This window comes from Dyella sp. NPDC103356, from assembly GCF_055584465.1.
In genome coordinates, this window is record NZ_JBVJLZ010000001.1 from 539,540 (window position 1) to 564,449 (window position 24,910).

Sequence of the window (24,910 nt, forward strand, 5' to 3'; positions counted from 1 at the left end):
TCTCAAGGTCCAACGACAGGATAGGCAGAACGAAATCCGCTCGCACTCGGAACCACAACAGCCCAGCCTGAAGATACAACCGATCCGTCAGCGTTGATAACCTGCCCCAAACCTTCAGGAATCGGGATAGTCGTGGGGCCGTCTACTTTTACTTCGTTCAAGTATCTTGCAGCCGCCTCATTGTCGAGCCATTGCCCCTGAGGGTTTCCAGTTCCAGCAGCTCTATCGATGAGTCGCTTCGTGTTTTTTGTGCCAGCGCCGTGCTCACTGAACGCGTGCCCAAATTGCTTCACGCTCTTCCAATTGGCCGCGTTACTAGCGGCATTAATCGATATTGGAAGAAGAACTTGCGCTGCAGTAACTACCTCACCAAGCGAATCGAGCAGGTCTGCAGCGGCATTCGCACGCTCCTGGGCGCAGCTATCGCCAAGCTTCTCCTGTATCCGCCCCTGTGCACGGGAGGCGTAACCAAGTATTTCAGTGCAGAACTGGAAGTTCTGAGCACAAGTCGCGTCTACTGATGTTGCATATAGACCATACGGATCTGTGAGGCCAAGGGGCCTACTGTCTACATACCGATATGTATTTATTCCCGATTCAACACCGTATGGATCACTCTGCACATACCTACCGGTTGAGGCTTCGTAATCACGATTGACGTTGTAGTACAGCCCGCTCTCCGCATCAAAATACTGCCCTAGGAAGCGCGAATTGTAGACATAGTTTCCCGTCGGCTGCTGTTCTCCAAATGGATTGCTCTGATATGCCCACTGCCAGATCATGTTCCCTGCTGAGTCGCTGATCGCTCTAGCCGTACCCAGCCCATCCGCGTGCACATAGCTGATAGCAACCGTTGCTGCGTTATCCACCACTGCGATCGGCAAATCTTCCAGCCAGATGTAATCGCGATTGGTCGTGCCGTACTCACCAACCAATTGGCTCCCTTCGTCATAGGCGAAGCGCTCATTGACCACCTGAGGCAAAGTCACCGCTTTCGCTATCCGCTCGCCCAAGGCGTTATAAGCGTAGGTCGCCACCGTCTTCTGATCACGCTGCACGAGCGTCAAGCGATTCCGATCGTTGTACCCGTACCCCAGCGTCTCGCCGGCATTGGCGCTACCAATCGTGTTGCCATTGATATCGTACGTGCGAGCTGCACTGCCGATGCTAGTCAACCAATGTGTACCGTTCTGGTAACCATACGTTCCCGTCGCCAAGCCACCTGCCTTGATCTTGCTTAAGCGGTCACCGGCCTTGCTGTAGGTATAAGCCTCGATAGCATTGCCGCTCGCATCATTGACTCCCGCCAAGCGGTGTAGCGGGTCGTATCCATAGGTTTCAATTGCAGGACTGGCGCCCGGGCTAGTACCCAGCGCGGTGATGTTGCCCATCACGTCATGCGCGAAATGAAGGTTCAGCGCCGGGCTGGTCAGATCCGTCAACTGATAGTTGGCATCGTAGCTGCGGGTAATAGTCTGGCCGTTACCTAATGTGTAACTACCGATTGGACCGAACGGCAGATAGCTGATCGCACTGACCACCGTTTGGCCCGCGCCTCCGTTGGGGGTCACCGTGACACCACTGATGCGCCCAGCACCATCGCGACTGTACTGAGTGGTCGTCTGGCTGGGCGTGGTGATGCTGCTCAGCCGGTCAGCAGCAGTGTAGCTGTAGCTGGTGGTGTCGACCTGAGTTCCCTGCGCCTGGGTCTTCTTGATGACGTTACCGTGATTGTCGTAGCAATAAGTTGTGGTCACCGCCGTTTCAACGATCCGGGTCAATCGACCCATCGGGAACGAACCACTGCAGCTGGTAACGCTGTCGGCCTCGTCATAGTGATAGGAAATGTTCTGGGAGCTGTCGGGGTAGCTAACCGTGACAGGGCGGTTGATCGCATCGTAAGTGGTCGTGCGAACGACGCCCTTGGCATCTGTCTGCTGGATGCGGTTACCTGCGGCATCGACCTGGAAGCTAGAGGTGCCTGTATCGGGACTATGCAATGCCTTTGGGTTACTGAGGCCGTCGTAGTCGTACGTAGTGCTCAGCCCATCGGGATCAGTGACGCCTTCGAGATTGTCGAGGGCGTCGTATGCGAAGGTGGCCTGAGTGTTCTGAGTCGCCGTGTCGGTGCCGTTGTAATTGTCCAGCGTGCTGACCAGACGATTGAGGGCGTCATAGCCCTGCTTGCGCTGAATGCCCAAGCCATCGGCCGTATGCACCAGGTTACCGTTGGCATCGTAGCTGTCGGCGTAACTGGCGTTGAAGATGGCGTGGTTGAGGCCATCGATGACACCGGTCAGTTGGCCGAGCGTGTTGTAGCTGCGCGACAGCGTGCGGCGCAACGTGTTGCCGCTGTCGTAGGTGTCTTCCTTGGTCTTGTTGCCCGCCGCATCCAGCGTGTAGTGGATATGGTTGCCAACTGCATCGGTGATGTCGGTCAGGCGGTGGGCGGTATCGTAGGTATAGCCGACAAATACCCCATCAGCATCGATGATTTTGATGACGTTGCCGACAGCATCGTAGTCGATGGTAGTGGTTGCGCTACCGACCGTGCGAGTCTTGAGCCAGCCGCGTGGCGTATAGGTTAGATCGGTGATGACGTTGTTACTGTCCTGCGAGCGGACTAAGCGACCGTTCTTGTCGTAAGCCACCATCGTGGTGATATGACCTAGAGCATCGGTGACCTGATAGAGATCACCTAAGCGATGACAGGCCCCGCCAACCGTGCTGCAACCGGATTCGTCCGTAGTAAGGTAATAACTGTAGTGGCCAATGTCGGATACATCGATGCGTGGGCCATCGGCAGCAATCAGCAGGCCAGTTAGGGGGCACTGGGTGCTATCGATGACAACGCAGTACGTATAACTCGATTGACGTACGCCAGCAGGAGCGTTCGGTGCGCTACCACAACTATAACTAATAGCGCCAGAAATAGAGGGGTCAATCTCACAGCGGTATGTCACCTGGCCAAAAGTGTTATAGGCCCATGAAGTGGATCTAACAGCATTACCGTTGTTGTCAAGAACTGTGCGACTCAATGGTACACGAAGTGCAATATTCCAAATAAAATTGGTGGTGCGCTGCTGCGGTGATCCTGCACTATCGACTCGTTGTTCTTCCAGGTGCGAGGCATCTACTAGATAAGTAGCCACGTTCCCGTTGAAATCAACCGTGCCTGACAGGTCGCTCGCAGAGTTGTAGTTATAGACGGCAAATAGATCACAGCCAGCACAATTGCTTCCCGCAATAGCGGCGATGTGATTAATATCCGATGTTGTGGAAAAGGTGTAGGTACGGCTCGCCTGAAGAGCATCCGTCAAAAGAACGCCACCGTTAGCTTGATAGGTCAGACTAACAAGTCCGGCACCATTCGCATGGCCACTGCTCACCGCTCTGGACTGATTGTCATAAGTATAGGTGGCATAACGGTTGCCATCCTCATCCTGAATGCCGGTCAGAAGGTTGGCTGAAGCCCCCCCAGCAACCAAGCCTGACTCGTTGTAGAGGTAAGTCCGAACGCCTCCGTCCGGATAGGTTACCGTGCTTAAGTTTCCCGAGGGGTCATAGCTATAGGCAATAGATGTACCGTTTGGCAGATCCACGTTTTGGACACGACTGGAGACGTCATACGACAGAGTAATTTGTCGGCCCGATGAATCAGATATCTGAAATAAGTTACCGTTACTGTCAAACGTCAGGTTATGCGTTGCTCCGAAGCGATTCGTTTCGGACAGAAATCGTCCGGTCGAATCATAATTTTCCGTTGTTAGGTTCTCATCCACATACTGCCAAGCCGTTGTGTACCGGCCACTGCTATCAAGAATCTGTGTCAGAGTTCCCGCGTGATCTGCCGTAGCACACCATTGCGTCCCACACTGCGAGAAGTAAACGACCTTTCCATCGTCCCGAAAAAGTTGAACTTGTAAACCGTTCGAGAATCCCAATCTGCGGCTATAGGTATGCGACCAACGCACGCCTATCGTTCCATCCCCTGAACTGAGGCTATTGTAATAACGATGAAACCTTAACGGAAAAACCCCCTCACATCTATAATCTGTCTCATCTTGAAATTTATTTCCATTAGAAATATCAATAGGATTTCCAACCAAGGTGCCACCACAGTTAGATGGACCTTGGGCGCCGAGATTTTTGTTTACCCCTGGATTGTCTTGCTCGGAGACCGGGTACAAAATCGACTGATAATTTCCGTTGCGCTGGGATTGCCAATTAAGAATAATAGCCTCGGGTGGGTATATGCCTTTCTCACCCATTGTCATGCCTAAATAAGTTAAATTTCCCCACCACCCGAGTAAATAGGAATTATAGGAAGCCTCGGAGCACTCCTTAAAGGAAGACACACTGCCATTAGGGCATGGGGCGTGGAGCCAAGTATCATTTACTTCCATCCCCACACACAATCCGCCAACGCACCAATAAGGTGACGATACTGACGTCTGTGCTCGCACATCGCTCGGCCACGCCCAACACAGCCCCATGATCAGGCTAAGCACGGGTAGCCATACACGCCAAGTTGTAAGAAGACTCAATCTGCGCATAATCATCCCAATCACGACGCCTCTTTTGCTACAGACGATGATGTAGTGACTTTATTCACTACAAAATCCACAAATCAAAGCACTTTTACCTAGAAGAAGGCATGCACCCATTTGCGCCGCCCGCCCCTCAAGTTGTTTCAAGGTATCAGCGATATCTAGACGCGCTTCAATTATTTGCTCAATAGCCATTTCAGCCTTCGCCAAATTAGCTTGATCTTTAAGCCGCCGCTTAGCAAGCGCATATTCGGGACGATTGGTCCACTAACGCAGAGCGGATTGCCGCATTCGCGCATTGGAAAAACACAATAAATTCCGGCCAGCAACCACGATGAATTGAGCATCCCTAAGGCGCCTCCATTCCCCCGCTTTCTGCCCGAATGATAATTCGGCCAACAGGGCAATATCGTATATTCCGTCGCAGACTTTGATTCAGCTAAATAGGCAGCTTCAACTGAGATATTAGAAAAGCATTGTTACAATTAGCCAGCCAACTCCAACATCTCAGCCAATTCCGCCTCAATCCCCTCCAAATCCGGAATGACCGCCACGTCATCGCGCACCAGCACTTCGGCTTTAACACCAGGCGGCAACGGCGTGCCATCGTGGGTGGGAATGATGAGTTCGGCGTTGAGCGTGGTCAGACGCGGAAAGCCTTGAGTGACTACGGCAATGAACGGCAGCTTGGGATTTCCCCCGAGCGCCTTGAGCACCGCAACACGAACGCTCAACTCCGAGTCCGCCTCTTGCGCACCAGCAAGCTTGGTAAACGAAATCAACGGCACTCGCCAGCCACGCCACGCAATGCGACCGAGCACCCATTCAGGCGCATCATCGACATGCTCAGGCGTCGGCAACGTAATGACTTCCGCAACGGTGGCATTGGGAAGCAGCAGGCGCAGATTACCTACGGGGACCAGGACGCAGCGGATTTCGCGCGGCAGCGGTTGTTCGCTCATCGTGGGGCTCTCTTAGGCAAATTGTTCGGTAAGACGCACTGCCAGTTCTTGCGGCGTGCCACTGAAACTGACGAGACGCTCGGCTTCGATGCCGCGGACCATGCCGGCGTAGTGGTCGCCCGGTGCGGATTCGACCCATACCTGGCCGCCGCGGTCGTAGACGGCTTGCGCGCCGGCGACAGCGTCGGTCGCGTTGCCGGCGAAGACGATGGCGATGGCGTCGCGGCCGAACACACCGGCTGCGGTGGTGAAGCTGGCATCGATGGATGGCTGTTGCGGCGCCGCGCCGTCGACGACGTGCGATTCGATACGGCCGTCGCGCAGCAGGCGCACTTGCTGGCCGGCGGGCACGAACAGGATTTCACCCACGCGCGTGCGGCTGTCTCGTCCTGCCACGCGTACGGGCATGGAGGTGTGATCTTTCAAGCGTTGCGCCAAGGCATCGGCGGCATCGAATGCGTGATGCTGAGTGTGCAGCACGGTCAGGCGCAGGCCCTTCGGTAGGGCGCGCAGGAATTCGCAGACGGCATCGGTGCTGTCGGCGGAAGCGCCGAGCAACAGCACGCGACCGATGGCTGAATCGAGCTCGCCGAGCATCACTTCGTGATCTTCACGCTGTTGCGGGGCGATCGCCGCTTCCATCGACACCAGCTCCAAGCTCAGGCCGGGCTGCAGGTCGTGTTCGTTGTGGTCGCCCGCATCGGGTGCAAGGTAATCGGCGGCACTGAGTTTCTCGATGCCGAATTCGGCTGCCGACGACTTGGCATGTTCGACCGCTGCGACAGGCGTGTCTTCATCGATCAACGACCAGGTCGACGATTGCCCGAACGCCGGAGCATCCGTGGCGGCCACCTTGTTTGCGAGCACGGGCGCAAAGTTCTCGTCCAGCGGCGCCAGCGAGAGGTGATCGAGCTGAAATGCAGGACGCGCGACTGCCGGCGCTTCCGGCGCCTGCGTTGGCTGCTGCTCGATCGCTACCGATTCGAACTCGGGTTCGTCGAGCGGCGTCGCGGCGAAATCGCCGTCGTGCAATGCCAGCTCGTCACCTGCGTCGTAGTTCAGGCCGCTGCCGAATTCATCTTCAACGACATGTTGCTCGTCGGCGGCCAGCAAGGCTTCCAGCTCGGCGGCCAGCGTTTCCGAGGCTTCGATCGATTCTTCCGGAATTTCACCGTCGCTGGCGAATTCCAGCGGCACGTCGTCGATGAGCGGCAGATCGTCGGCCACATCCACCACCGACTCTTCGTGTGCAGGTGTTTCGATCGGCGCATCGATGGGCGCCGTGTCGACGACGTCTTCCACCAGCGCCAGTACGGGCGCTGGCGGTGCGGCGATTTCGGGCTCCGCGCCTGCCGATGGCGGCGGCACGAAAGCCGGTGCGTCGGCGGGACGCGGCGGGTCGAGATCGACCAGCGACATGACCTTGGCGGCGAGATGGCGCGCCCAGCGCGCACGGTCCCAACCGTCCAGCCCGCGACTGGCCTGTGCATCGTTGAACACGACGCGCGGGCGATCCGAGTCGATCACGTCATAGAGGTGATCCATGACCTCGACGGCCTGGTCGTCGAGATTGACCACGACGACTTCGGCGCCGGAGCCCTGCAAGGCTTCGCGACTGAGTGTGGCAAGCGTGCCTTCGTGCACGATCTGCGCGCCGCGCTCACGTAGCGCATCGCGCAGGTGGCCACCGAGTTCTGCATCGTCGAACAATAGTGCGACCGCTGTTGCCGCCTCACTCATCGATCGACTCCACTGCGGCCATCGCACGCTGTTCCAGCACTTCGTTGATCTGCATCAGCAGCTCGGCTTCCTGATACGGCTTGCCGAGGTAGCGATCGACGCCGATGTCGAAGGCGCGCTGGCGATGCTTATCGCCGGTACGCGAGGTGATCATGATGATCGGCACGTTGCGCAGGCGCGGATCGGCCTTCATATGGGTGGCCAGCTCGTAACCGTCCATGCGCGGCATCTCGATGTCGAGCAGCATCAGGTCGGGCACGCGGTCGTGCAGTTTCTCGACGGCGTCGACGCCATCCTTCGCGGTGCTGACTTCGTACTCGTGACGCTCGAGCACGCGGCCGGTGACCTTGCGCATGGTGATCGAATCGTCGACCACCATGATCAGCGGCTTGGTGCGAATCTCCTCGACTACCGGCGTCTGGATGGCGCTCAGGCCTTCGCTCAGGCGCTGCTCGCGGCGCACGATGCCGTGACGCACCAGCGGAGCGAGGTCGAGAATGACCAGCACCGAGCCGTCGCCCATGATGGTGGCGCCGAGAATACCCGGCACCGAGCTGACCTGCGGGCCGACCGACTTGACCACGATTTCGCGCGAGCCGATGACGGCATCGATGCGGATCGCGGCACGCAGGTCGCCGGCGCGGGTGAGCAGCAGCGGCAACTGGACTTCGTCCAAGGCATGGTTCGGTACCAGGCCGAGCAGTTCGGAAAGATCGTGGATGCCGTACTGCTCGCCGCCGTACTCGAAGGTCGGGTTCGGCTCGGCCATGCGCACAGCCAGTTCGGCCGGCGTGATACGCGCAACGCCTTGTACCGAGGTCATCGGGATGGCGAAGTTCGACTCGCCGATGCGCACCAGGATGGCCTGGGTCACCGCGAGCGTGAACGGCAGGCGCAGCACGAAGGTGGTGCCCTTGCCCTGTTGCGAGTCGATCGCGAGCGAACCACCGAGCTGCTTGATCTCGTTGGCGACCACGTCCATGCCGACGCCGCGGCCGGCCAGCTGAGTGACTTCGCTGGCGGTAGAGAAGCCGGTCTGGGTGATGAGCTGCAGGATCTGGTCGTCGCTCGGGTTCGACTCGGCACGCAGCAGGCCGCGCTCCACACCGCGCTTGCGGATGGCCTCACGGTCCAAACCGCGACCGTCGTCGGTCACGCGCACCACCACCTCGGTAGCTTCGCGCGCGACGCGAATGCGTACCGCACCCTCTTCCGGCTTGCCCGCCTTGCGACGTTCGGCCGGCGTTTCGATACCGTGCGCAACCGCGTTGCGCAGCATGTGTTCGAACGGCGCCTTGATACGGTCGAGCAGGTTGCGATCCATTTCGCCGTGGGCACCTTCCACGTATAGCTGGGCGCCCTTGCCCTGATCCTGCGCGGCCTGGCGCAGCGTGCGGCGCAGGTTCGGCACCATCGTGTCGAACGGCAGCATGCGCGTGCGCAGCAAGCCGTCCTGCAGTTCGGAACTGACGCGCGACTGCTGGATCAGCAGCGTCTCGGCCTGACGGGTCAACTCATCGAGCATGTTCTGAATCGAGACCAAGTCCGAGACCGACTCGGCCAGTGCACGCGAGTACTGCTGCAGCTGCGAGTAACGGTCGAGCTCGAGCGGATCGAAGACGGACAGGCCGGCCTCGCGATGCTCGCGCTGGAAGCGCGCGATGATCTGCGCTTCGGTTTCGATTTCGAGCATGCGCAGCTGGCTGCGCAGACGTTGTACGGTCTGGTCGAGTTCTACCAGGTTGAAGCGGTAGCCAGCCACCTGCTGTTCGAGGCGCGAGCGGTAGATCGCCACCTCGCCGGCATGGTTGACGAGGCTGTCGAGCAGTTCTGCGCGAACGCGAATCTGTTCCTGAGGTCCGCGGTTTTCTTCCTCTTGCCCCTCTTCGGGCAACAGCTCCGGCAGGTCCACGCGCAGCGGCGCGATGGCCGGCGGCGGCACGGCCTCTTCGACGCTGGTCTCGCCCGACAGTTCGAGGAAGCGATCGATCATCGCCTGCGGGTAGTCGATCGGACGGCCCTGCGACACGCGCTGCACCAGCAGGTGCAACTGGTCGAAGCCGCCTTCCAGCGCGGAGATCAGCTCGCTCGCTTGCAGCGTATGCTGACCCACCGGCCGTTCGAGCAGGGTTTCGATCGCGTGGGTGAGATCGCCCACCGCCAGCATGCCGGCAATGCGTGCACCGCCCTTGAGGGTGTGCAGGTCGCGCTGCAGGCTGGCAACGTGTTCGAGCTCGGTCGGCTCGGCGCGCCACTGCGCCAACACGCCGTCGGCGTGGTCGAGGATCTCGCGGCCTTCTTCGATAAAGATTTCGAGCAGATCGGGATCGATCTGACCGTAGACCATCGCCGCGTTGCTTTCGTTGGCGGCCGGGGCTTCTTCAACGGCCTCTTCGACCGGCGCTTTGACGGCATGAGCTTCTTCGACAACGGGCTCGGCGACAACCGGCTCGGCAAACGCTTCGACTGCCGGCTGTTCCACCGACGCTTCGGCAGCGGCGAGGTTCGCTTCGGCCGCTTCGATTTCGCGCAGCAGCTGGGCTTCGGCGTCGGCGTCGATCGCCGGAATGGCTTCGGCGACCGGCTCGTCGTGCTGCGCGACCGGCAGCGTTTCTTCCGTGTGTTGCAGTGCTTCGTGCAGGGAAACCAGTTCGCTGGAATCGGTCAGTGCCGATTCTTCCTCGATCAACGGCAGGTCGGAAACGTCCTGAATCACTTCGGGGACGAAGGTATGCGTGACATTGTCGGCCGACTCCGCCTCGAGCGGGATATCGGTCAACACCGGTTCGATCTCGACCGGCGCCACGGCAAACGATTCAACTTCAGTCGGCGCATGCTCGTGCGGAGCGGCATCGGCCAACGGCTCGCTGGCGTCCTCTTCGATCAGGTCGCCGAACAGTGCCGCAAAGTCGTCTTCCTCATCGCCATGACCGGTCTTGACGATCGGCGCGGGCGCATCGAGTTCGGCCTCGTTGGCGGCATCGAGCTCGAATGCATCGAGCGCGGCCAGCAACTCGGCAGCGTAGGCGTTGTGATGTTCGTCTTCTGGCGATGGCGCGGCGGCGGGAGCCTCGGCGGGCGGTGCCGCTTCGCGTGCTTCCGTTTCGTCCTGCGCGATCTCGTCTTCCTGCGGCTCGAACAACACGTGCGCCACTTGCGGCTCGGGCTGGCTGTCGCGCAGGTCGACAATGCGCGCGATCAGCGCCTCCAGATCCGGCAACTGCGGGTTGGCGTTGTCGAACTGGCCCATCACATAGTCGACCGCGTCAGCACTACGCGCGAGCAGGCTCACGCCTTCGATCGACAGCGGTTGGCCGGCGGCACGCAGACGCTTGAGCAGGCTTTCCAGCGGCGACAGCAACTGTGTCAGCAGCGGGATGTCGACCATCGCGATCGCGCCGTGCAGCGTATGCACCGCACGCAGCAGACCGTCGTCGACCTTTACTTCACCGTCGACGCGGTTGATCGTGTTGCGGATGGTCTGCAGGTACTGCGCCACTTCGCTGCGCAGGATTTCCAGCAAGACCGGATCGACCGGCGGCAACACCGGTGCGGCATAAGCTTCGGGAACAGGCTCGAACACCGGCTCGGTCGGCGTGCGCTCGACCTCGGCCAGCGCGGCGGCCGGTACAGCATCGGCAGCGGCATCCAGACGCGGCACACGACGACGCACGACGCGACGCACGGTTTCGGTGGGGCCGACGACAAAGTCGCTGATCCGCGCGTTTTCGTGGCCACCGGCCAGGCGATCGGCAGTATCCATGATCGCGGCGAGCGGCGCGGTCGGCTGGTGGTCGTCCTTCAGCGCCTGCAGCAATTGCGGCAAGGCATCGATGGCGTGGCGCACCAGTTCCTGCACGCCTTCATGCGGCTCGATCGATGCATCGAGCACGCGGTTGAGCATGTTTTCGACCTTCCACCCGAACTCGCCAAGCAGGCTGGCGCCGACCAGGCGGCCTGAGCCCTTGAGGGTATGGAAGGAGCGACGGATCGAGGTCAATGCATCGCGCTGCGTGACATCGGCAAGCCACTGCTTCTGCGCGGTGTAGAGGTTGTCGATTTCTTCCTGCATTTCCTCCAGGAAGATCTCGCGAATCTCGTCGTCGATGCCTTCGGTGCTGGCATGGAAGCCGGCGTTGAACGCCAGTGCGCCCGACACGGGCACCTGCTCGAAGATTTCCTCTTCGATTTCCATCCAGTCGGCGTCGTCCGACACCGGCGCAGCGCTGCCACCGAGATGTTCGGTGTCGGCCAGGCGCATGCCGGCGATGTCGTGCTGCGCGGTCGGCAAGGCTTCTTGCGAACCGATAAACAGGCGCGTCGGATCCGCGCCGTCGGCGAGGCTGACCGTTTCGGACAGGTCCGGCTGCCCGGAGAAATCGAGCGTGGTGGCGGCAGGTGTGGCGGCCAGATCCAGCGGCGCTTCCTCGACCGGCGCGCGCGCGGCAGGCGGCGGCCAGTAACCGAGCTTGCTCAGGCTGTGCTCGGCTACGTCGAGAATGTGTTCCAGGCCACCGCGGTGTTCGCGCGCAGCTTCGAGGTAATACTCCAGCGCAGCCAACGCGTCGGCCAGATGATCCATCTGCACGCTGCTGGGTACGCGACGATCGCTGAGCAACTCGTTGCCGATAAAACGGCCGATGCCTTCGGCCAGTTCGGCCGGCCGCGGCGCGGAAAGCATGCGCAGGGCGCCGGCAACCTCATCCATCAACGGGCCGCTTTCGGTCAGCTCCTGATGCTGCCAACCCGACTCGACGAAGGCGACGATCGATTCCTTCACCTTGCTGGTGTTGGCGATCGCCTCATGCATCAGGGTGGCAAGGATGTGGCGCGCTTCGCTACGCGGCAGCATGGCCGTATTCGAATCGCTGGCCGACTCGTCTTCGGCGCCAAGGCTTTCGATGTGGTCGTCCAGAGACGCTTCGACGTAAAGCAACGCACCGGCGACGTCGAGCAGGATCTCTTCGTCCGGCGCGCGCATGCGGTTGGCAATTTCGTCCAGCACGCGGCGCTGTTCGTTGACGACACGGCGCGGCACGCCCAGGGCAAGCATGCCCAGCGTGTCGCCGACGCGTTCGAGGATATCGATCTGGCCAGACAGTTGGGCCGGGTCGGCGTTGGCCTGGCGCAGGAACAGATCCAGCGCTTCCTTGACGCGCAGCAGATCGTCCTTGAGTGCACGCGAGACCGAGTCGAGCAAGGCACGGTTGTGCCCGGACATCGAGCCGCGCGCATGTTCCAGCTCGCTGGCGTCGGGCAGCAAGGCATCGAGCGCATAGGTCTTGGCTAGCAAGGCCATCTGCGGCGTGCGCTGCTTGGACTGCGCCACCACGTACAGCAGCTTGCGCGCCAGTTCGTCGGCGTCGCCGCCGCGCATATGGCCTTCGCCCTGTTCGATCAACTGACGAATGCTGCGATCGACCTTGCCGATCAACTGGCGTACTTCGCTCGCCTGCTGCTTGAGCACGCCCTGCTGCAAACCTTCGAGCACGCCCGAGGCGATCCACCACAGACGGCGACCGGGAATGCTGTAGCAACGCGCACTGATCGCATCGAGCATCTGGCGCATGCCGGCCAGGCCACCTTCGGACTGGCCACGGAACCACGCCAGCAACTGCTGCTGGAAACGCACGCGCAACTCGGCGATTTCGCCACGCTTGTGGTCGGCGATTTCCTTGGTGGCCGCGCCCGGCGCTTCCGGCGGCAGCACGGCTTCGAGATTGGGACTGAACAACGCCGATTCGTGCAGCGCCTGCTGGCCACGGCTCGAACGCAGGTCGTTGAGCAACGGCAGCAACACCACCGGCACATCACGGTGGCCGCTGGACAAACGCTCCAGGTAATCGGGCAGCTGCATCAGGCCGCGCATCAGCGCGGCATAGGCGTCTTCGCGTTGGACAACGTGGTCTTCGAGCAGCGAGATGGCGAGGGTTTCCATCTCCTCGGCGACCATCGCGGCGCCGTAGAGCTCGACCATGCGCAAGGTTCCCTGCACCTGGTGCAGGCTGTCCGCGCAAGAGCGCATGACATCGCGGTTACCCGGGTTGTCGACGTAGGACTCCAGCGCTTCACGCGCGAGCGCCAGCGTCTCGTCAAGCTCGGGCTTGACCCACTGCAGCGTGGTGAAATCGATGTGGTCTTGAAGTCTCATACGCCCATCTCAGCGGCCGCGCTGTAACGCGTCTCGCAACCGTTGAGGTTGCCCCCTGTCATTGAGCCAGCTCGGCTCATAATCCGTATCAACCCGGCAGCTTGAAGTGAGCCACCGAACGCCGCAGGTCGCTCGCCAGCTGCGCCAGGTAACCGATCGAGTCGGCCGTCTGGCTCGCGCCTTGCGAGGTCTGCGAAGTAATTTCCTGAATCGCGTTCATCGATTGCGAGATGTCCGTCGCGGCGGCCGACTGCTGGCGTGCCGCGGCGGAGATGTTCTGAATCAGCGCGGACAGATCGTGCGAGACGCGCTCGATGTCACCCAGTGCGCTACCGGCGTCCTCGGCCAGGCGGGCACCGGCCACCACTTCGGCGGTGGTCTGTTCCATCGAGTTCACCGCTTCGTTGGTATCGGACTGAATCGTCTGCACCAGCGTTTCGATTCGCTTGGTCGCGCTCGCGGAGCGTTCCGCGAGGCGCTGCACTTCGTCCGCCACCACCGCGAAACCGCGGCCGGCTTCACCCGCCGAGGCCGCCTGGATTGCGGCGTTCAAGGCGAGGATGTTGGTCTGCTCGGCAATGTCGTTAATCAGTTCCACGATCGAACCGATTTCCTGCGAGGACTCACCCAGGCGCTTGATGCGCTTGGAGGTTTCCTGGATCTGATCGCGAATCGAGTCCATGCCCGAGATCGTCTCGCGCACCACTTCGGCGCCACGCGAGGCGATCTGCACCGAGCGCTCGGCCACGTCGGCCGATTCGGCCGAGTCCTTGGACACGCCGTCCATGGAGCTGGCGATCTGGTTGATCAGCGTGGTCGCCGAGCTGATTCGCTGCGCCTGGTGTTCGGCCGCGTCGGCCAGATGGCGAGCGGTGGTCTGCGTTTCCTGCGCCGAGGAGGACACCTGCTCGGAGGTCTCGTTGATCGTGGTCACCAGGGTGCGCAACTCGTCGATCGCGTAGTTCACCGAGTCGGCGATCGCGCCGGTAATGTCCTCGGTGACCGTGGTCTTGACCGTCAGGTCACCTTCGGCGAGCGAGCCCATTTCGTCCAGCAGGCGCATGATCGCCTCCTGGTTACGCTGGTTGAGTTCGGTCGACTCGCGGAAGCGGCGGCGCTGGTCGCCGATCTGCTGCACGACGAGCAACACGGCGAAGAGTGCCGCGCCACCGGCGCCAAGCACGCCCCACCACACGTTCGGGAACAGGCGGCGCAGCGGCAGCTTGCCGATCTGGTCGGCCAGTTCGTTCGCGCGCAGCAGCACGTTCTGCGAATCGAGCGAGGCCTGGTTGCCGGCGCGCTTCACGTCGCTCAGGTTGCCGGCCGCGCTGATCAGCTTGTTGACCGGGTCCTGGACGTCGTTCCACTTGCCCTGCATGTCGGTCAGGATCTTGCGGGCATTGGCATCGCCCATCGAGCGCACGCCGATGTCCGAGTTACCGGCGAGTAGGCCGTTGAGCACGCTGCCGTACAACTGGCCGTCGCGGGACAGACCATCGGCGGCCGGCTGGGAGGCATCGCCGCCCTGCAGCACTTCCTGCACTCGGCGGATCATACGGTCGGCCAGGAGCATCTGGCGCGCCGAGGTATAGGTCTGGTCCGCACTGCCGCCGCGCTGCTGCAGGATGTTCACCACCTGCTCCATGGAGGAGTTCAGCAGGGGGAGTTCGCGCGAAAGCGTGCTGGCACGCTGGGCCGAATCGAGCACCAGCGCCCGGTTCGAAAGAATCTTGCCGATGTCGCCGTCGAGCTGGCCCCAGGCGGTACTCAATGCAGACACCGCCCGGCCGGTCGGCGAGGCGTTGTTGTCGGCATAGGCTTGCATGCTGCCTTTGGTGTCGCCCTTGTTCAGGCGCTGCACGGCCGAATCGATGGAGTTGCGGTTGTTCTCCAGCTCCTTGAACGACTCGACGTTGCCGTCCGCCGCTTCGAGGGCGTACTTGGCCGTCTGCTGCGAAAGCACCTGGATTTGCGTGGTCAGGCCGATCGCTTCGCGATCCTCACCGGCCTTGATGGTGAGCAGGACAAAATCCAGCACGGCAAAGCCGATCATGATCAGCAGCGCGCCGATAATGATGCCGGAATAGTTGCGCTCCCTGCCGACGCCCCCAGTAGTGCTCATGCTCTTCACCTCGCCGTCTACACCGCGCCGGCGCTTTGCGCCGGCGATGTCCGGGGCCGAACCGCCCCTTCGAACCATTCAATCTCCCGGCCGCAACAGGCGCCGGACCCCAAGCTTGTGTGTTGGCCGTCAGGCCGCCGCCTGACGGAAGTCAGGCGCGCGTACCAGCCGATTCATGCTGAACAAGCCCAGCCGCTGCTCGCCGACGCGATCGTCGACGAAACGCGTCAGGCGTGGATCGCTTTCCGGCTCGGCTTCGCGGCGCTGTTCGGCATCGACGGTGCGCTGCCCGAACACTTCGTCGACCAGCAGGGCCACGCTGCCCGCGCCCTGGCGCACCACCAGCAGGCGGCTGCGCTCGGTGGTCACGGTGCGTTCGCCGAACAGGAAGCGCGCCAGGTCGATCACCGGCACCAGGTTGCCGCGCACGTTGGCGATGCCAAGCAGCCACGTCTGCGTTCCGGGCACCGGGGTCAGCGGGGGCACCGCCAACAGTTCGTTGATCTCGTCGATGCCGCTGACGAACGAACGGCTGCCGGCGCGGTAACCGATACCACGCCACAGCCCGGGGGCTTCGAGCTTGTCCGACGACTCCAGCGCGTGCGCCAGGGACAGGCGCTCGTAATGGGCGAGGATTTCAAACGGGGTCAGGTTGGCGTTCTGGCTCATCGTTGCCCTCAGGCCGCCGCGCTTGGCAGCAGGTCATGAATGCAGGCCAGAAGTTCCTTCTCGTTAACCGGTTTGGTGATGAACGCGCGCGCGCCCTGGCGCAAGCCCCAGACGCGGTCGGTTTCCATCGATTTGGTGGTGATCATGACGATCGGTACGCCCGAGGTGACCGGGTCACGGGTGAGCGTACGGGTCGCCTGGAAGCCGTTCATGCCGGGCATGATGACATCCATGATGACCAGGTCGGGAAGCTCGGCGCGGACGCGCTCGATGCCTTCCTCGGCGTTGCCGATCGAGTCGACACGATGACCCGCCCGTTCGAGCAGCGTGGTGAACACGCGCACGTCGGTCGGCGAGTCGTCGATGATGAGAATGTGGGCCACAGCTCCCCCTCAGATGCTGTAGTCGCAGGTTTTAAACCGTGCTGACATGTCGATGAATAGCGCCAAGCAGTTCGTCTCGGGTGAACGGCTTGGTCAAATACTGTTCCGCGCCGACGATCCGGCCGCGGGCCTTGTCGAACAACCCGTCCTTCGAGCTCAGCATGATGACCGGGGTGCCGCGGAACTGCGGATTATTCTTGATAAGCGCGCAGGTTTGATAGCCGTCGAGACGCGGCATCATGATGTCCACGAAGATGATCGACGGACGCTGGTCGGAAATCTTGGCCAAGGCCTCGAACCCGTCGACGGCGGTGAGCACGTCGCAGCCTTCCTTCTTCAACAAGGTTTCCGCCGTACGGCGGATCGTCTTGGAGTCATCGATAACCATGACCTTAAGACCGGCCAGGCCATTGCCATTTACGTTCAAGTTCACTTAACCCCCCTGCGACCTGCCCCGGCTCAGGTAAACGCATAGCCGTCAGCCTTGTGGCCGCCGGCTCGATATGGAATACAAAGAATTCCGCAAGAATAATTCCGTAACCCGCTCGTGAGGCGGGCTTTTATGCATTTGCTGTTTACCGCCTTCACTGCCGTGGCGTCAAGCTGCAATTGCTTACACTGCTTCCGAAATCGCGATTCTTGCATCTTCACATTTGCCCGTGGAACCGCCGCCTTGTACGGGAGGCCGACGATCCCCAACCTTGCCGCGCGAGGACACCCTCGGCGAACATGGCCGTTTTCACACGTTTCGACTACCGGAGAATGACGATGGCCTTGTCGGTCGCCGTACTCATGGACCCTATTTCGGGCATCAAGACCGTCAAGGACACCACCTTCGCGATGCTGCTGGAAGCCCAGCGGCGTGGCCACAAGCTGCTCTACATGGAGCAAGGCGACCTGTCGATCCGCGACGGCGCCCCCTGGGCCCGCGTGGCCGAGCTTTCGGTCAAGGACGATCCCAAGGCCTGGTTCCAACTGGAAGCGGCCCAGTGGCGCGACCTGCGCGAGATCGACGTGGTGCTGATGCGCAAGGACCCCCCGGTCGACCCGCAATTCATTTACGACACGATGGTGCTGGAGCTGGCCCAAAAGGCCGGCGTGCTGGTGGTGAACGACCCGCAGGCCCTGCGCGACTGCAACGAAAAGCTGTTCGCCCTGCAGTTCCCCCAGTGCATCGTGCCCACCCTGGTCTCGCGCGATGCTGGCGAGCTGCGCCGCTTTGCCGCCGAGCACGGCGAGGTGGTGCTCAAGCCGCTGGACGGCATGGGCGGGCGCGGCATCTTTCGGGTCAAGGCCGGCGACAGCAACCTCAACTCGATGCTGGAGACCCTGCTGGCCGGCGGCCCGCATGGCGAAGGGCGGCATTTCACCATCGCGCAGAAGTACATCCCGGAAATCACCTCCGGCGACAAGCGGATTCTGCTGGTCAATGGTGAGCCGGTGCCTTACGCGCTCGCTCGCATCCCGCAGGGCAACGAGTTTCGCGGCAACCTGGCGGCCGGTGGTCGTGGCGAGGGCGTGCCACTGTCCGACCGTGACCGCTGGATCGCCGCCGAAGTGGCTCCGGAGCTCAAGCGCCGCGGGCTGATCTTCGTCGGCCTGGACGTGATCGGCGACTACCTCACCGAGATCAACGTCACATCGCCGACCTGTGTGCGCGAACTGGACGCGCAGTTCGGGCTTAATATTGCCGGCCAGTTGTTCGACGTCATCGAAAGCCTCGGAACCCAAGCTGCGTGAATGCCACCGTTCGCCCCAACAACGGCGCCGACCCGATCGGCGCCACGTTGCTGTTCTCGCTGCTGCTGCACGGCGTGCTGCTGTTGGGCATCACCTTTCACTACGTCAAGGCCAAGCCCAGCCTGCCCACGCTGGATGTGACCTTGGTCGACGTCGCCAACCGCGAGGCACCGGACAAGGCCGATTTCCTCGCCCAGGCCAATAACGCCGGCGGCGGCGAGAGCGACAAGGCCGCCCGCCCCTCGCAGCCCTTCTCCGGCCCGCTGCCGACCGAGGCCCAAGGCACCGCGCAGCGCCACGTCGACGCCACCGTGCCGGCGCCACGCGACGCCACCGCCCAACGGCTGGTCACCACCACTGGCAACAGCGCGCAGTCGGTCAACAGCGATACCGGCCAGACCGAGCTGACGCCCGACCAGCCGCAGTCGGCGGCCGAGCTCAAGCAGCAGGAAGAAATGGCCCGGCTGGCTGCCGAGCTGCGCAGCAAGAGCGAGGCCTACGCCAAGCGCCCGAAGAAGAAATTCATTTCGGCCAATACCAAGGAATTCGTCTACGCCGCCTACATGCGCGGCTGGGTCGACCGGGTCGAGCGGCTGGGCAACCTCAACTATCCCAACGAGGCCCGCCAAAAGGGGCTGCATGGCGACCTGGTGCTGACCGTGGGGCTGAACCGCGACGGCAGCATCAAGAGCATCGACGTGATCAAGAGCTCCGGCGAGGCGGTGCTCGATGCCTCGGCCCAGCGCATCGTGCGGCTGGCGGCGCCTTTCCCTGCCCTGCCTGCCGACGACAAGGAGCGGGTGGACGAGCTGTACATCACGCGTACGTGGCAGTTCGGGCCGGATAACGTGCTGCGGAATCGGTAGTGTTTGCAGTCCCTCCTAGCCGTCATCCCGACGAACGCCGGACAAGCGCTTGCGCGTAGAACGCCCGAAGGGCGGCCCCGAAGGGGCGAGCGAAGCGAGTAATCCAGCGTCTTCGGCACATTGAACGAAAGACGCTGGGCCCCGGCGTTCGCCGGGGCGACGATGAAAACTGAGGTCGCTTGTGGGCAGCGAAACAACATCCTCACTCTCGGAGCACCATCCCGGCTTACAATGGCCCCATGACCTCCCCCAGTCAGCAAACTCTCGCCGGCCATTTCCTGATCGCCATGCCCAGCCTGGCCGATCCGCCCTTCTCTCGCGGTGTGGCCTTTGTCTGCCAGCACGATGAGGACGGCGCGGTGGGCCTGCTGATCAACCAGCTTTCCGAATACCGCCTGGGCGATGTGCTGGCGCAGATGAAGCTGGGCTGTTCGGATATCGAACTGGCCGATGCGCCGGTGCTGATCGGCGGTCCCGTGCAGCAGGAACGCGGCTTTGTGCTGCACCGCGAGCATGGCCATTGGGAATCGAGCTACCGCGTCAATGCCGACTGGTCGGTGACGACCTCGCGCGACATCCTGGTGGCCATGGCCGCTGGCGAAGGTCCGCGCCTGGCCTTGATGGCGCTGGGCTATGCCGGCTGGAGCGCTGGGCAGCTTGAGCAAGAATTGAAGGACAACACCTGGCTGACCGTCGAGGCCAGTGAGCGGGTAGTGTTCCATACGCCGTTGGAGGAACGCTGGAGCGCTGCTGCCGGCCTGGTCGGCGTCGACCCGCTGCAATTGCCCGGCTACGCGGGCCACGCATGAGCTGTGCCTTCGGGTTCGACTACGGCAGCCGCTTGATCGGCGTGGCCGTTGGCAACCGGTTGACGGCCAGCGCGCGCGGCATTGCCGCCATTCCCAATCGCGACGGCACGCCCGATTGGGTGCAGCTCGATAGCTTGCGCCAGAACTGGCTGCCCGACACCCTGGTCGTCGGCCTGCCCTTGACGCTCGACGGCGAGGAGCAACCCGCCAGCCGCGGTGCGCGTCGCTTCGCCAACCAGTTGAGCGAACGCTATAACCTGCCGGTGGTGCTGGTGGACGAACGGCACACATCGCAGGAAGCCGCACGTCGCTTCGCACAGGCCCGCGCTGCTGGCCTGAAGCGAAAACGCGACGCGCAGCAAATCGATGCCGAGGCTGCCGCCGTCATTCTCGAAGGCTGGCTCACCGGCATGACCGAGGCCATCCCCGGCGTTGCCAGTCCATGAGCCCCGCCCATCTTCCTCATTCACATCGATCGATCTCTATGAGCCAACGCCTGCGCCACCTGACCTCGCTGGAAAACATGCCCAGCGCCACCATCGAACGCCTGCTCGATCGCGCTGTCTCGATGCGCAACGCCTGTGCGCACGGCACGCGCAAACTCGACCTGTTGGCCGGTCGAACGGTGCTGAACCTGTTCTTCGAACCGTCCACGCGTACGCGTACTTCGTTCGAGCTGGCTGCACGGCGCCTTGGCGCGGACGTGATCAATTTCGATATTGGATTGTCGTCGACCAGCAAGGGCGAGGCGCTGTTCGACACGCTGCATACGCTCGAAGCGATGCATCTGGACACGATCGTGGTACGCCACAAAATATCGGGCACGCCGGACGAACTAGTACGCCACGCCATGAGCGGTGTCGCCGTGATCAATGCCGGCGACGGCAATCGCGCGCATCCGACGCAGGGCCTGCTCGACATGCTGACGATTCGCGAGCATCGGCCGGATTTCGGCCAGTTGAAAGTGGTGATCTGCGGCGACGTAAAACATTCGCGCGTGGCGCGTTCGGATGTGCATGCGCTGCGTGCGCTGGGTGCCAAGGAAATTCGTCTTTGTGGCCCAGCCGGTCTGATGCCCGAAGCGAGCGAATTTCCGGGTTGCACGATCGTCGAAAATTTCGACGAAGCGATCGAGGGTGTGGATGCGGTGATCATGTTGCGCTTGCAGAAGGAGCGCATGGCGTCGACCGATCTGCCTGATGAGGCGGCTTATTTCGAGCGCTTCGGTCTGGATAACCGGCGCCTGGCGCTGGCAGGTAAAGGATGCCTGGTGATGCATCCGGGGCCGCTCAATCGTGGGATCGAGATTGCGTCCGAGGTGGCCGATGGGCCGCAGTCGCGCATTCTTGAGCAGGTGGGTAATGGGGTGTTTGTACGGATGGCTGTTTTGTGTGAGGTGATGGGGCGTTGAGCCATTTGTAGGAGCGGCTTCAAAATCCCCTTAAAGCCTACTATCCGTCATCCCGGCGAAGGCCGGGACCCAGTGCCTTACGCTTCAGTGTGATAAAGACACTGGGCCCCGGCTTTAGCCGGGGCGACGATGAAAACTGAGGTTATTCGAAGCTCCCTAGAATTCGCTCCTACGCAGCTCGCTCAATCGCGATCGCGGTAGCTTCCCCACCACCGATACAAAGCGACGCCACCCCACGACGCAACCCATTGCGCTCCAACGCATGCAACAACGTCACGATCAATCGCGCGCCGGTCGCACCGATCGGATGTCCAAGCGCACACGCACCGCCATGAATATTGAGGATGTCGTGACCGATGCCCAGCTCGCGCATCGCCGCCATCGCCACGACCGCAAAGGCCTCGTTGATTTCGAACAGGTCGACATCGCCCAGCTTCCAACCGACTTTGTCCAGCAGCTTGCGAATAGCCGGCGCTGGCGCCGTGGTAAACCATTCCGGCGCCTGACTGTGCGTGGCATGCCCGCGAATTTCGGCCAGGATCGGCAACCCTTCCCGTTCGGCGAGCGAACGGCGGGTCAATAGCAGCGCTGCCGCACCGTCAGCATTGGCCGAAGAACTGGCTGCAGTGATCGTACCGTCCGTGCGAAACGCCGGACGCAGGCTGGGAATCTTCGCCGGATCGACCTTGAGCGGATGTTCGTCACGCGCAATGTCGACGCTGCCGCCACGCGTAGGCACACTGACTGCAACCACCTCGGGATCGAATACGCCCTGCTCGACGGCGTAACGCGCACGCCGCAACGTTTCCATCGCATAGGCGTCCTGGTCCGCGCGACTGAACCCGTACTTGGCAGCCGTCGCTTCACCGAAGTCGCCCATCGGTCGCCCGCCTTCGTAGGCATCCTCCAACCCATCGAACAGCATGTGATCGAGCGCCTGCTGGTGTCCCGCCCGATACCCCGCGCGGGCCTTGGGCAACAGATACGGCGCGTTGGACATGCTTTCCATGCCGCCGGCGAGAACGAAGTCGGCGCTCCCCGCCAGCAGCAGGTCGTGCGCCAGCATCGTCGCCTTCATGCCCGAACCGCAGACCTTGTTGACCGTGGTCGCGCCAACGCCGTCGGGCAGGTCCGCGCCTCTTGCGGCCTGCCGTGCGGGCGCCTGGCCAAGGCCGGCCGGCAGTACACAGCCCATGATGGTTTCGCTGACCCGCTCGGCGGCCAGGCCAGAACGCTGTAACGCCGCCGTCAATACGCTCGCGCCCAGCATGGGCGTGGTGAGCGGCGTGAGCTCGCCGAGAAAACGGCCCAGCGGCGTGCGTACGGCCGCGGCAATGACGATCGGATCCTGATGTTGCATGGCGACCTCGAGGGGTGGTCCTGGAAAACTCGCCATATTAGATGATGATCAACATCAATAAAATCAAGCATGCGTCGTCAAACTGAAAGCAAGCACGATCATCTTTGTTAGCTACACGTTATGACAGCCCGTAAAGCAGGCATAATGCGCAGCGCAACATCATCTTCAAACTAGGGAATCAAGATGCGATCGACGACGCGCTTTTTCGCGCTGGGCTTTGCCGGCGTACTGCTGGCCGCCTGCGCACACAAGGACAAAGATGCTCCGCTGGCCTTCGTGCCCGCCGATACGCCTTATGTCATTGCCAACCTCGATGTACTGGACGACAGCACTCGCGCCGCCTTGCTGAGCCAGGCCGATGCGCAGTTGCCGGGCCAGGTCGCGCAGATGAAAGCGGCTGCCGACGAGATAAAGGACCCGGACAACGCACGTCTGTTCAAGGCCTTTATCGCCGAGATCGACGGCAAGACCGCCGAAGCCTTTGCGCAGAACACCGGACTGGATGTGAAAGGCTACTCGGCGTTCTACGGCCTGGGCCTTTCGCCGGTGGCGCGTATCGAGCTGAGCGACCCGAAGGCATTCGAAGCCTTTGTCGGCCGCCTGGAAACGGCCTATGGCAAAAAGCTCGACACGGCGAGCGTCGGTGGTCAGTCCTACCGTAAGCACGTGTCGACGGAAGCCGGCACGCAGGTCATCCTTGCTGTTGTCGGCAAGCAGGCCGTTGCCGCCTTGTTGCCGGCCGATGCCTCCGAGTCGATGCTGCGCCAGGCGCTGGGCCTGGATCGTCCGGCCAAGAGCCTGCAGGAAGACGGCCGCCTGGAAACCCTGGCCAAGGACAAGGGTTACAAGCCCTACGCCGTCGGCCAACTCGACGTTGCCCGTACCCTGGCACTGGTGTCGGGTGGCAAGGACCCGTTCTTCAGCGCGATGTTCAAGGCCCACGCAGAAAGCGAAGCGGCCAAGACCGGCGAGCCGGTCGCCAACCAGATGCAGATTCCGCCGACCTGTCAGGCCGACGCGGCGCGCATTGCTGCACGCGTACCGTCGATGAGCTTCGGTTACACCACGCTCGACAGCAAGCAGCAGTCGGCGCGCGTGGATCTGGCGCTGGCCGATGACATCGTCAAGGCATTCTCGGGCTTGAAGGTCGGCCTGCCGGGCCTGGGCAGCAGTGGCGACGCACCGTTCGACCTCAGCATCGCACTGCCGATGAAGGACGTACGCACGTTCTGGTCGGCGCAGGCCGATGCCGTGGCCGCCAAGCCGTTCACCTGCCCCGCACTGCTCGACATGAACGACCAGTTCGCCAAGATCGGGCAGCTGGCTCAGCGTGCTGCGATGCCGCCCTTCGGCGACATGCAGGGCCTGCGCATCGTGCTCGATACCTTTGCGCCCGATCCGAACGCCACGCTGCCCAAGTTCAGCGGCCGCGTGCTGGTCGCTTCCAGCAACCCGACCGGCCTGATCGCGATGGGTCAGATGGCCATGCCGGCACTGGGCCAGCTCAAGCTGACCAACGACGGCAAGCCGGTGGCGCTGCCTGCCGACATGACCGCCACGCTCGGCCAGCCTGCCTGGGTGGCGACGAGCGACAAGGCCCTGGTGCTCGGCATCGGCACCGGTGAAGACAGCAAGCTCGGCGACATGCTCAAGGCACCCGAAGGCGACGCCGGCCGCATGATGCGCATGCATCTGACCGGCGACATGTACCAGACCTGGGTGCAGGCGATGGAAGCCAAGTCCGAACAGCTTGCGCAACTCACCGCCAACATGGGCAAGAGCGACGACGACGCTGCCGACACCGACGCGGTCAAGGAACAGCAGCAGGCTGCCGCGCGTTCAAAGGCGCAGTTTGAATCCATGCGTCAACAGGCCGCGCGCGTGAAGGATCTCTCCGGCGAGATGCATGTCGACGAGCACGGCCTGGTGATCACCAACAGCGTTGAACTGAAGTAATCGACAACGCGATTGTGATACTCGACGGGGCGCTTCGGCGCCCCGTTTTTTTGTTCTCGTCATCCCGACGCAGGCCGGGATGACATGAGGAGTGAGGTGATTGGGTTCTGTACATGGCAATAGCAAACTTTGTACAACAGAAGCACGCCAATTTCGCATTCCCGCTTTTCGCCTGAACGCAAGCAAGCGAT

The 24,910-nt window shown here is 61.9% G+C and carries 16 protein-coding genes; 6 read left to right on the forward strand and 10 right to left on the reverse strand.

Annotation, left to right across the window (positions count from 1 at the left end; translation table 11 throughout):
• Positions 1-2 precede the first annotated feature (2 nt).
• The 9 genes from ACZ6WW_RS02375 to pilG all read right to left on the reverse strand — a co-directional run bounded on the left by ACZ6WW_RS02375 (position 3) and on the right by pilG (position 16,965).
• Positions 3-4,271, reverse strand: a complete 4,269-nt coding sequence (locus ACZ6WW_RS02375) for a DUF6531 domain-containing protein (protein WP_465272801.1) — start codon at positions 4,269-4,271, stop codon at positions 3-5.
• Positions 4,272-4,607: 336 nt separating this feature from the next.
• Entirely contained in the window at positions 4,608-4,745 is a 138-nt protein-coding gene (locus ACZ6WW_RS02380; RefSeq protein WP_465272802.1) for a hypothetical protein, read from the reverse strand.
• 290 nt (positions 4,746-5,035) lie between these two features.
• Positions 5,036-5,512 carry a chemotaxis protein CheW gene (locus tag ACZ6WW_RS02385; RefSeq protein ID WP_465272803.1) on the reverse strand — a complete coding sequence of 159 codons (477 nt, stop codon included), beginning with the start codon at positions 5,510-5,512 and terminating at the stop codon, positions 5,036-5,038.
• A gap of 12 nt (positions 5,513-5,524) precedes the next feature.
• Complete coding sequence (locus ACZ6WW_RS02390; protein WP_465272804.1) at positions 5,525-7,252, reverse strand: chemotaxis protein CheB; 1,728 nt, start codon at positions 7,250-7,252, stop codon at positions 5,525-5,527.
• The gene (locus ACZ6WW_RS02395; RefSeq protein WP_465272805.1) at positions 7,245-13,403 is read right to left on the reverse strand and encodes an Hpt domain-containing protein; all 6,159 of its coding nucleotides are present in this window, start codon (positions 13,401-13,403) and stop codon (positions 7,245-7,247) included. Before ACZ6WW_RS02395 ends, ACZ6WW_RS02390 begins: the two co-directional genes overlap by 8 nt.
• A gap of 88 nt (positions 13,404-13,491) precedes the next feature.
• Positions 13,492-15,525 (reverse strand): methyl-accepting chemotaxis protein, encoded by a 2,034-nt coding sequence (locus tag ACZ6WW_RS02400; protein WP_465272806.1) that lies wholly within the window; start codon positions 15,523-15,525, stop codon positions 13,492-13,494.
• A gap of 129 nt (positions 15,526-15,654) precedes the next feature.
• Positions 15,655-16,194 carry a chemotaxis protein CheW gene (locus tag ACZ6WW_RS02405; protein ID WP_281852226.1) on the reverse strand — a complete coding sequence of 180 codons (540 nt, stop codon included), beginning with the start codon at positions 16,192-16,194 and terminating at the stop codon, positions 15,655-15,657.
• An 8-nt stretch (positions 16,195-16,202) separates the two neighbouring features.
• Positions 16,203-16,577 (reverse strand): response regulator, encoded by a 375-nt coding sequence (locus ACZ6WW_RS02410; protein ID WP_281852225.1) that lies wholly within the window; start codon positions 16,575-16,577, stop codon positions 16,203-16,205.
• 31 nt (positions 16,578-16,608) lie between these two features.
• On the reverse strand, positions 16,609-16,965 hold the full coding sequence (gene pilG / locus ACZ6WW_RS02415; RefSeq protein ID WP_465273006.1) for a twitching motility response regulator PilG: 357 nt from the start codon (positions 16,963-16,965) through the stop codon (positions 16,609-16,611).
• A gap of 380 nt (positions 16,966-17,345) precedes the next feature.
• On the opposite strand from pilG, the gene gshB reads away from it, so the two are divergent.
• The 5 genes from gshB to ACZ6WW_RS02440 all read left to right on the forward strand — a co-directional run bounded on the left by gshB (position 17,346) and on the right by ACZ6WW_RS02440 (position 21,403).
• Positions 17,346-18,317, forward strand: a complete 972-nt coding sequence (gshB, locus tag ACZ6WW_RS02420; protein ID WP_465273007.1) for a glutathione synthase — start codon at positions 17,346-17,348, stop codon at positions 18,315-18,317.
• Positions 18,314-19,183 carry an energy transducer TonB gene (locus tag ACZ6WW_RS02425; RefSeq protein ID WP_465272807.1) on the forward strand — a complete coding sequence of 290 codons (870 nt, stop codon included), beginning with the start codon at positions 18,314-18,316 and terminating at the stop codon, positions 19,181-19,183. Before gshB ends, ACZ6WW_RS02425 begins: the two co-directional genes overlap by 4 nt.
• A gap of 239 nt (positions 19,184-19,422) precedes the next feature.
• Positions 19,423-19,992 (forward strand): YqgE/AlgH family protein, encoded by a 570-nt coding sequence (locus ACZ6WW_RS02430; RefSeq protein ID WP_281852221.1) that lies wholly within the window; start codon positions 19,423-19,425, stop codon positions 19,990-19,992.
• The gene (gene ruvX / locus ACZ6WW_RS02435) at positions 19,989-20,438 is read left to right on the forward strand and encodes a Holliday junction resolvase RuvX (RefSeq protein ID WP_465272808.1); all 450 of its coding nucleotides are present in this window, start codon (positions 19,989-19,991) and stop codon (positions 20,436-20,438) included. The genes ACZ6WW_RS02430 and ruvX overlap by 4 nt, the downstream gene beginning before the upstream one ends.
• A 38-nt stretch (positions 20,439-20,476) precedes the next feature.
• Positions 20,477-21,403: an aspartate carbamoyltransferase catalytic subunit gene (locus ACZ6WW_RS02440; protein ID WP_465272809.1), complete on the forward strand. Its 927-nt coding sequence runs from the start codon at positions 20,477-20,479 to the stop codon at positions 21,401-21,403.
• Positions 21,404-21,572: 169 nt separating this feature from the next.
• On the opposite strand, the gene ACZ6WW_RS02445 is transcribed toward ACZ6WW_RS02440, so the two are convergent.
• Entirely contained in the window at positions 21,573-22,763 is a 1,191-nt protein-coding gene (locus tag ACZ6WW_RS02445; RefSeq protein WP_465272810.1) for an acetyl-CoA C-acyltransferase, read from the reverse strand.
• A 183-nt stretch (positions 22,764-22,946) separates the two neighbouring features.
• On the opposite strand from ACZ6WW_RS02445, the gene ACZ6WW_RS02450 reads away from it, so the two are divergent.
• Entirely contained in the window at positions 22,947-24,719 is a 1,773-nt protein-coding gene (locus ACZ6WW_RS02450; RefSeq protein ID WP_465272811.1) for a hypothetical protein, read from the forward strand.
• Positions 24,720-24,910: the final 191 nt, after the last annotated feature.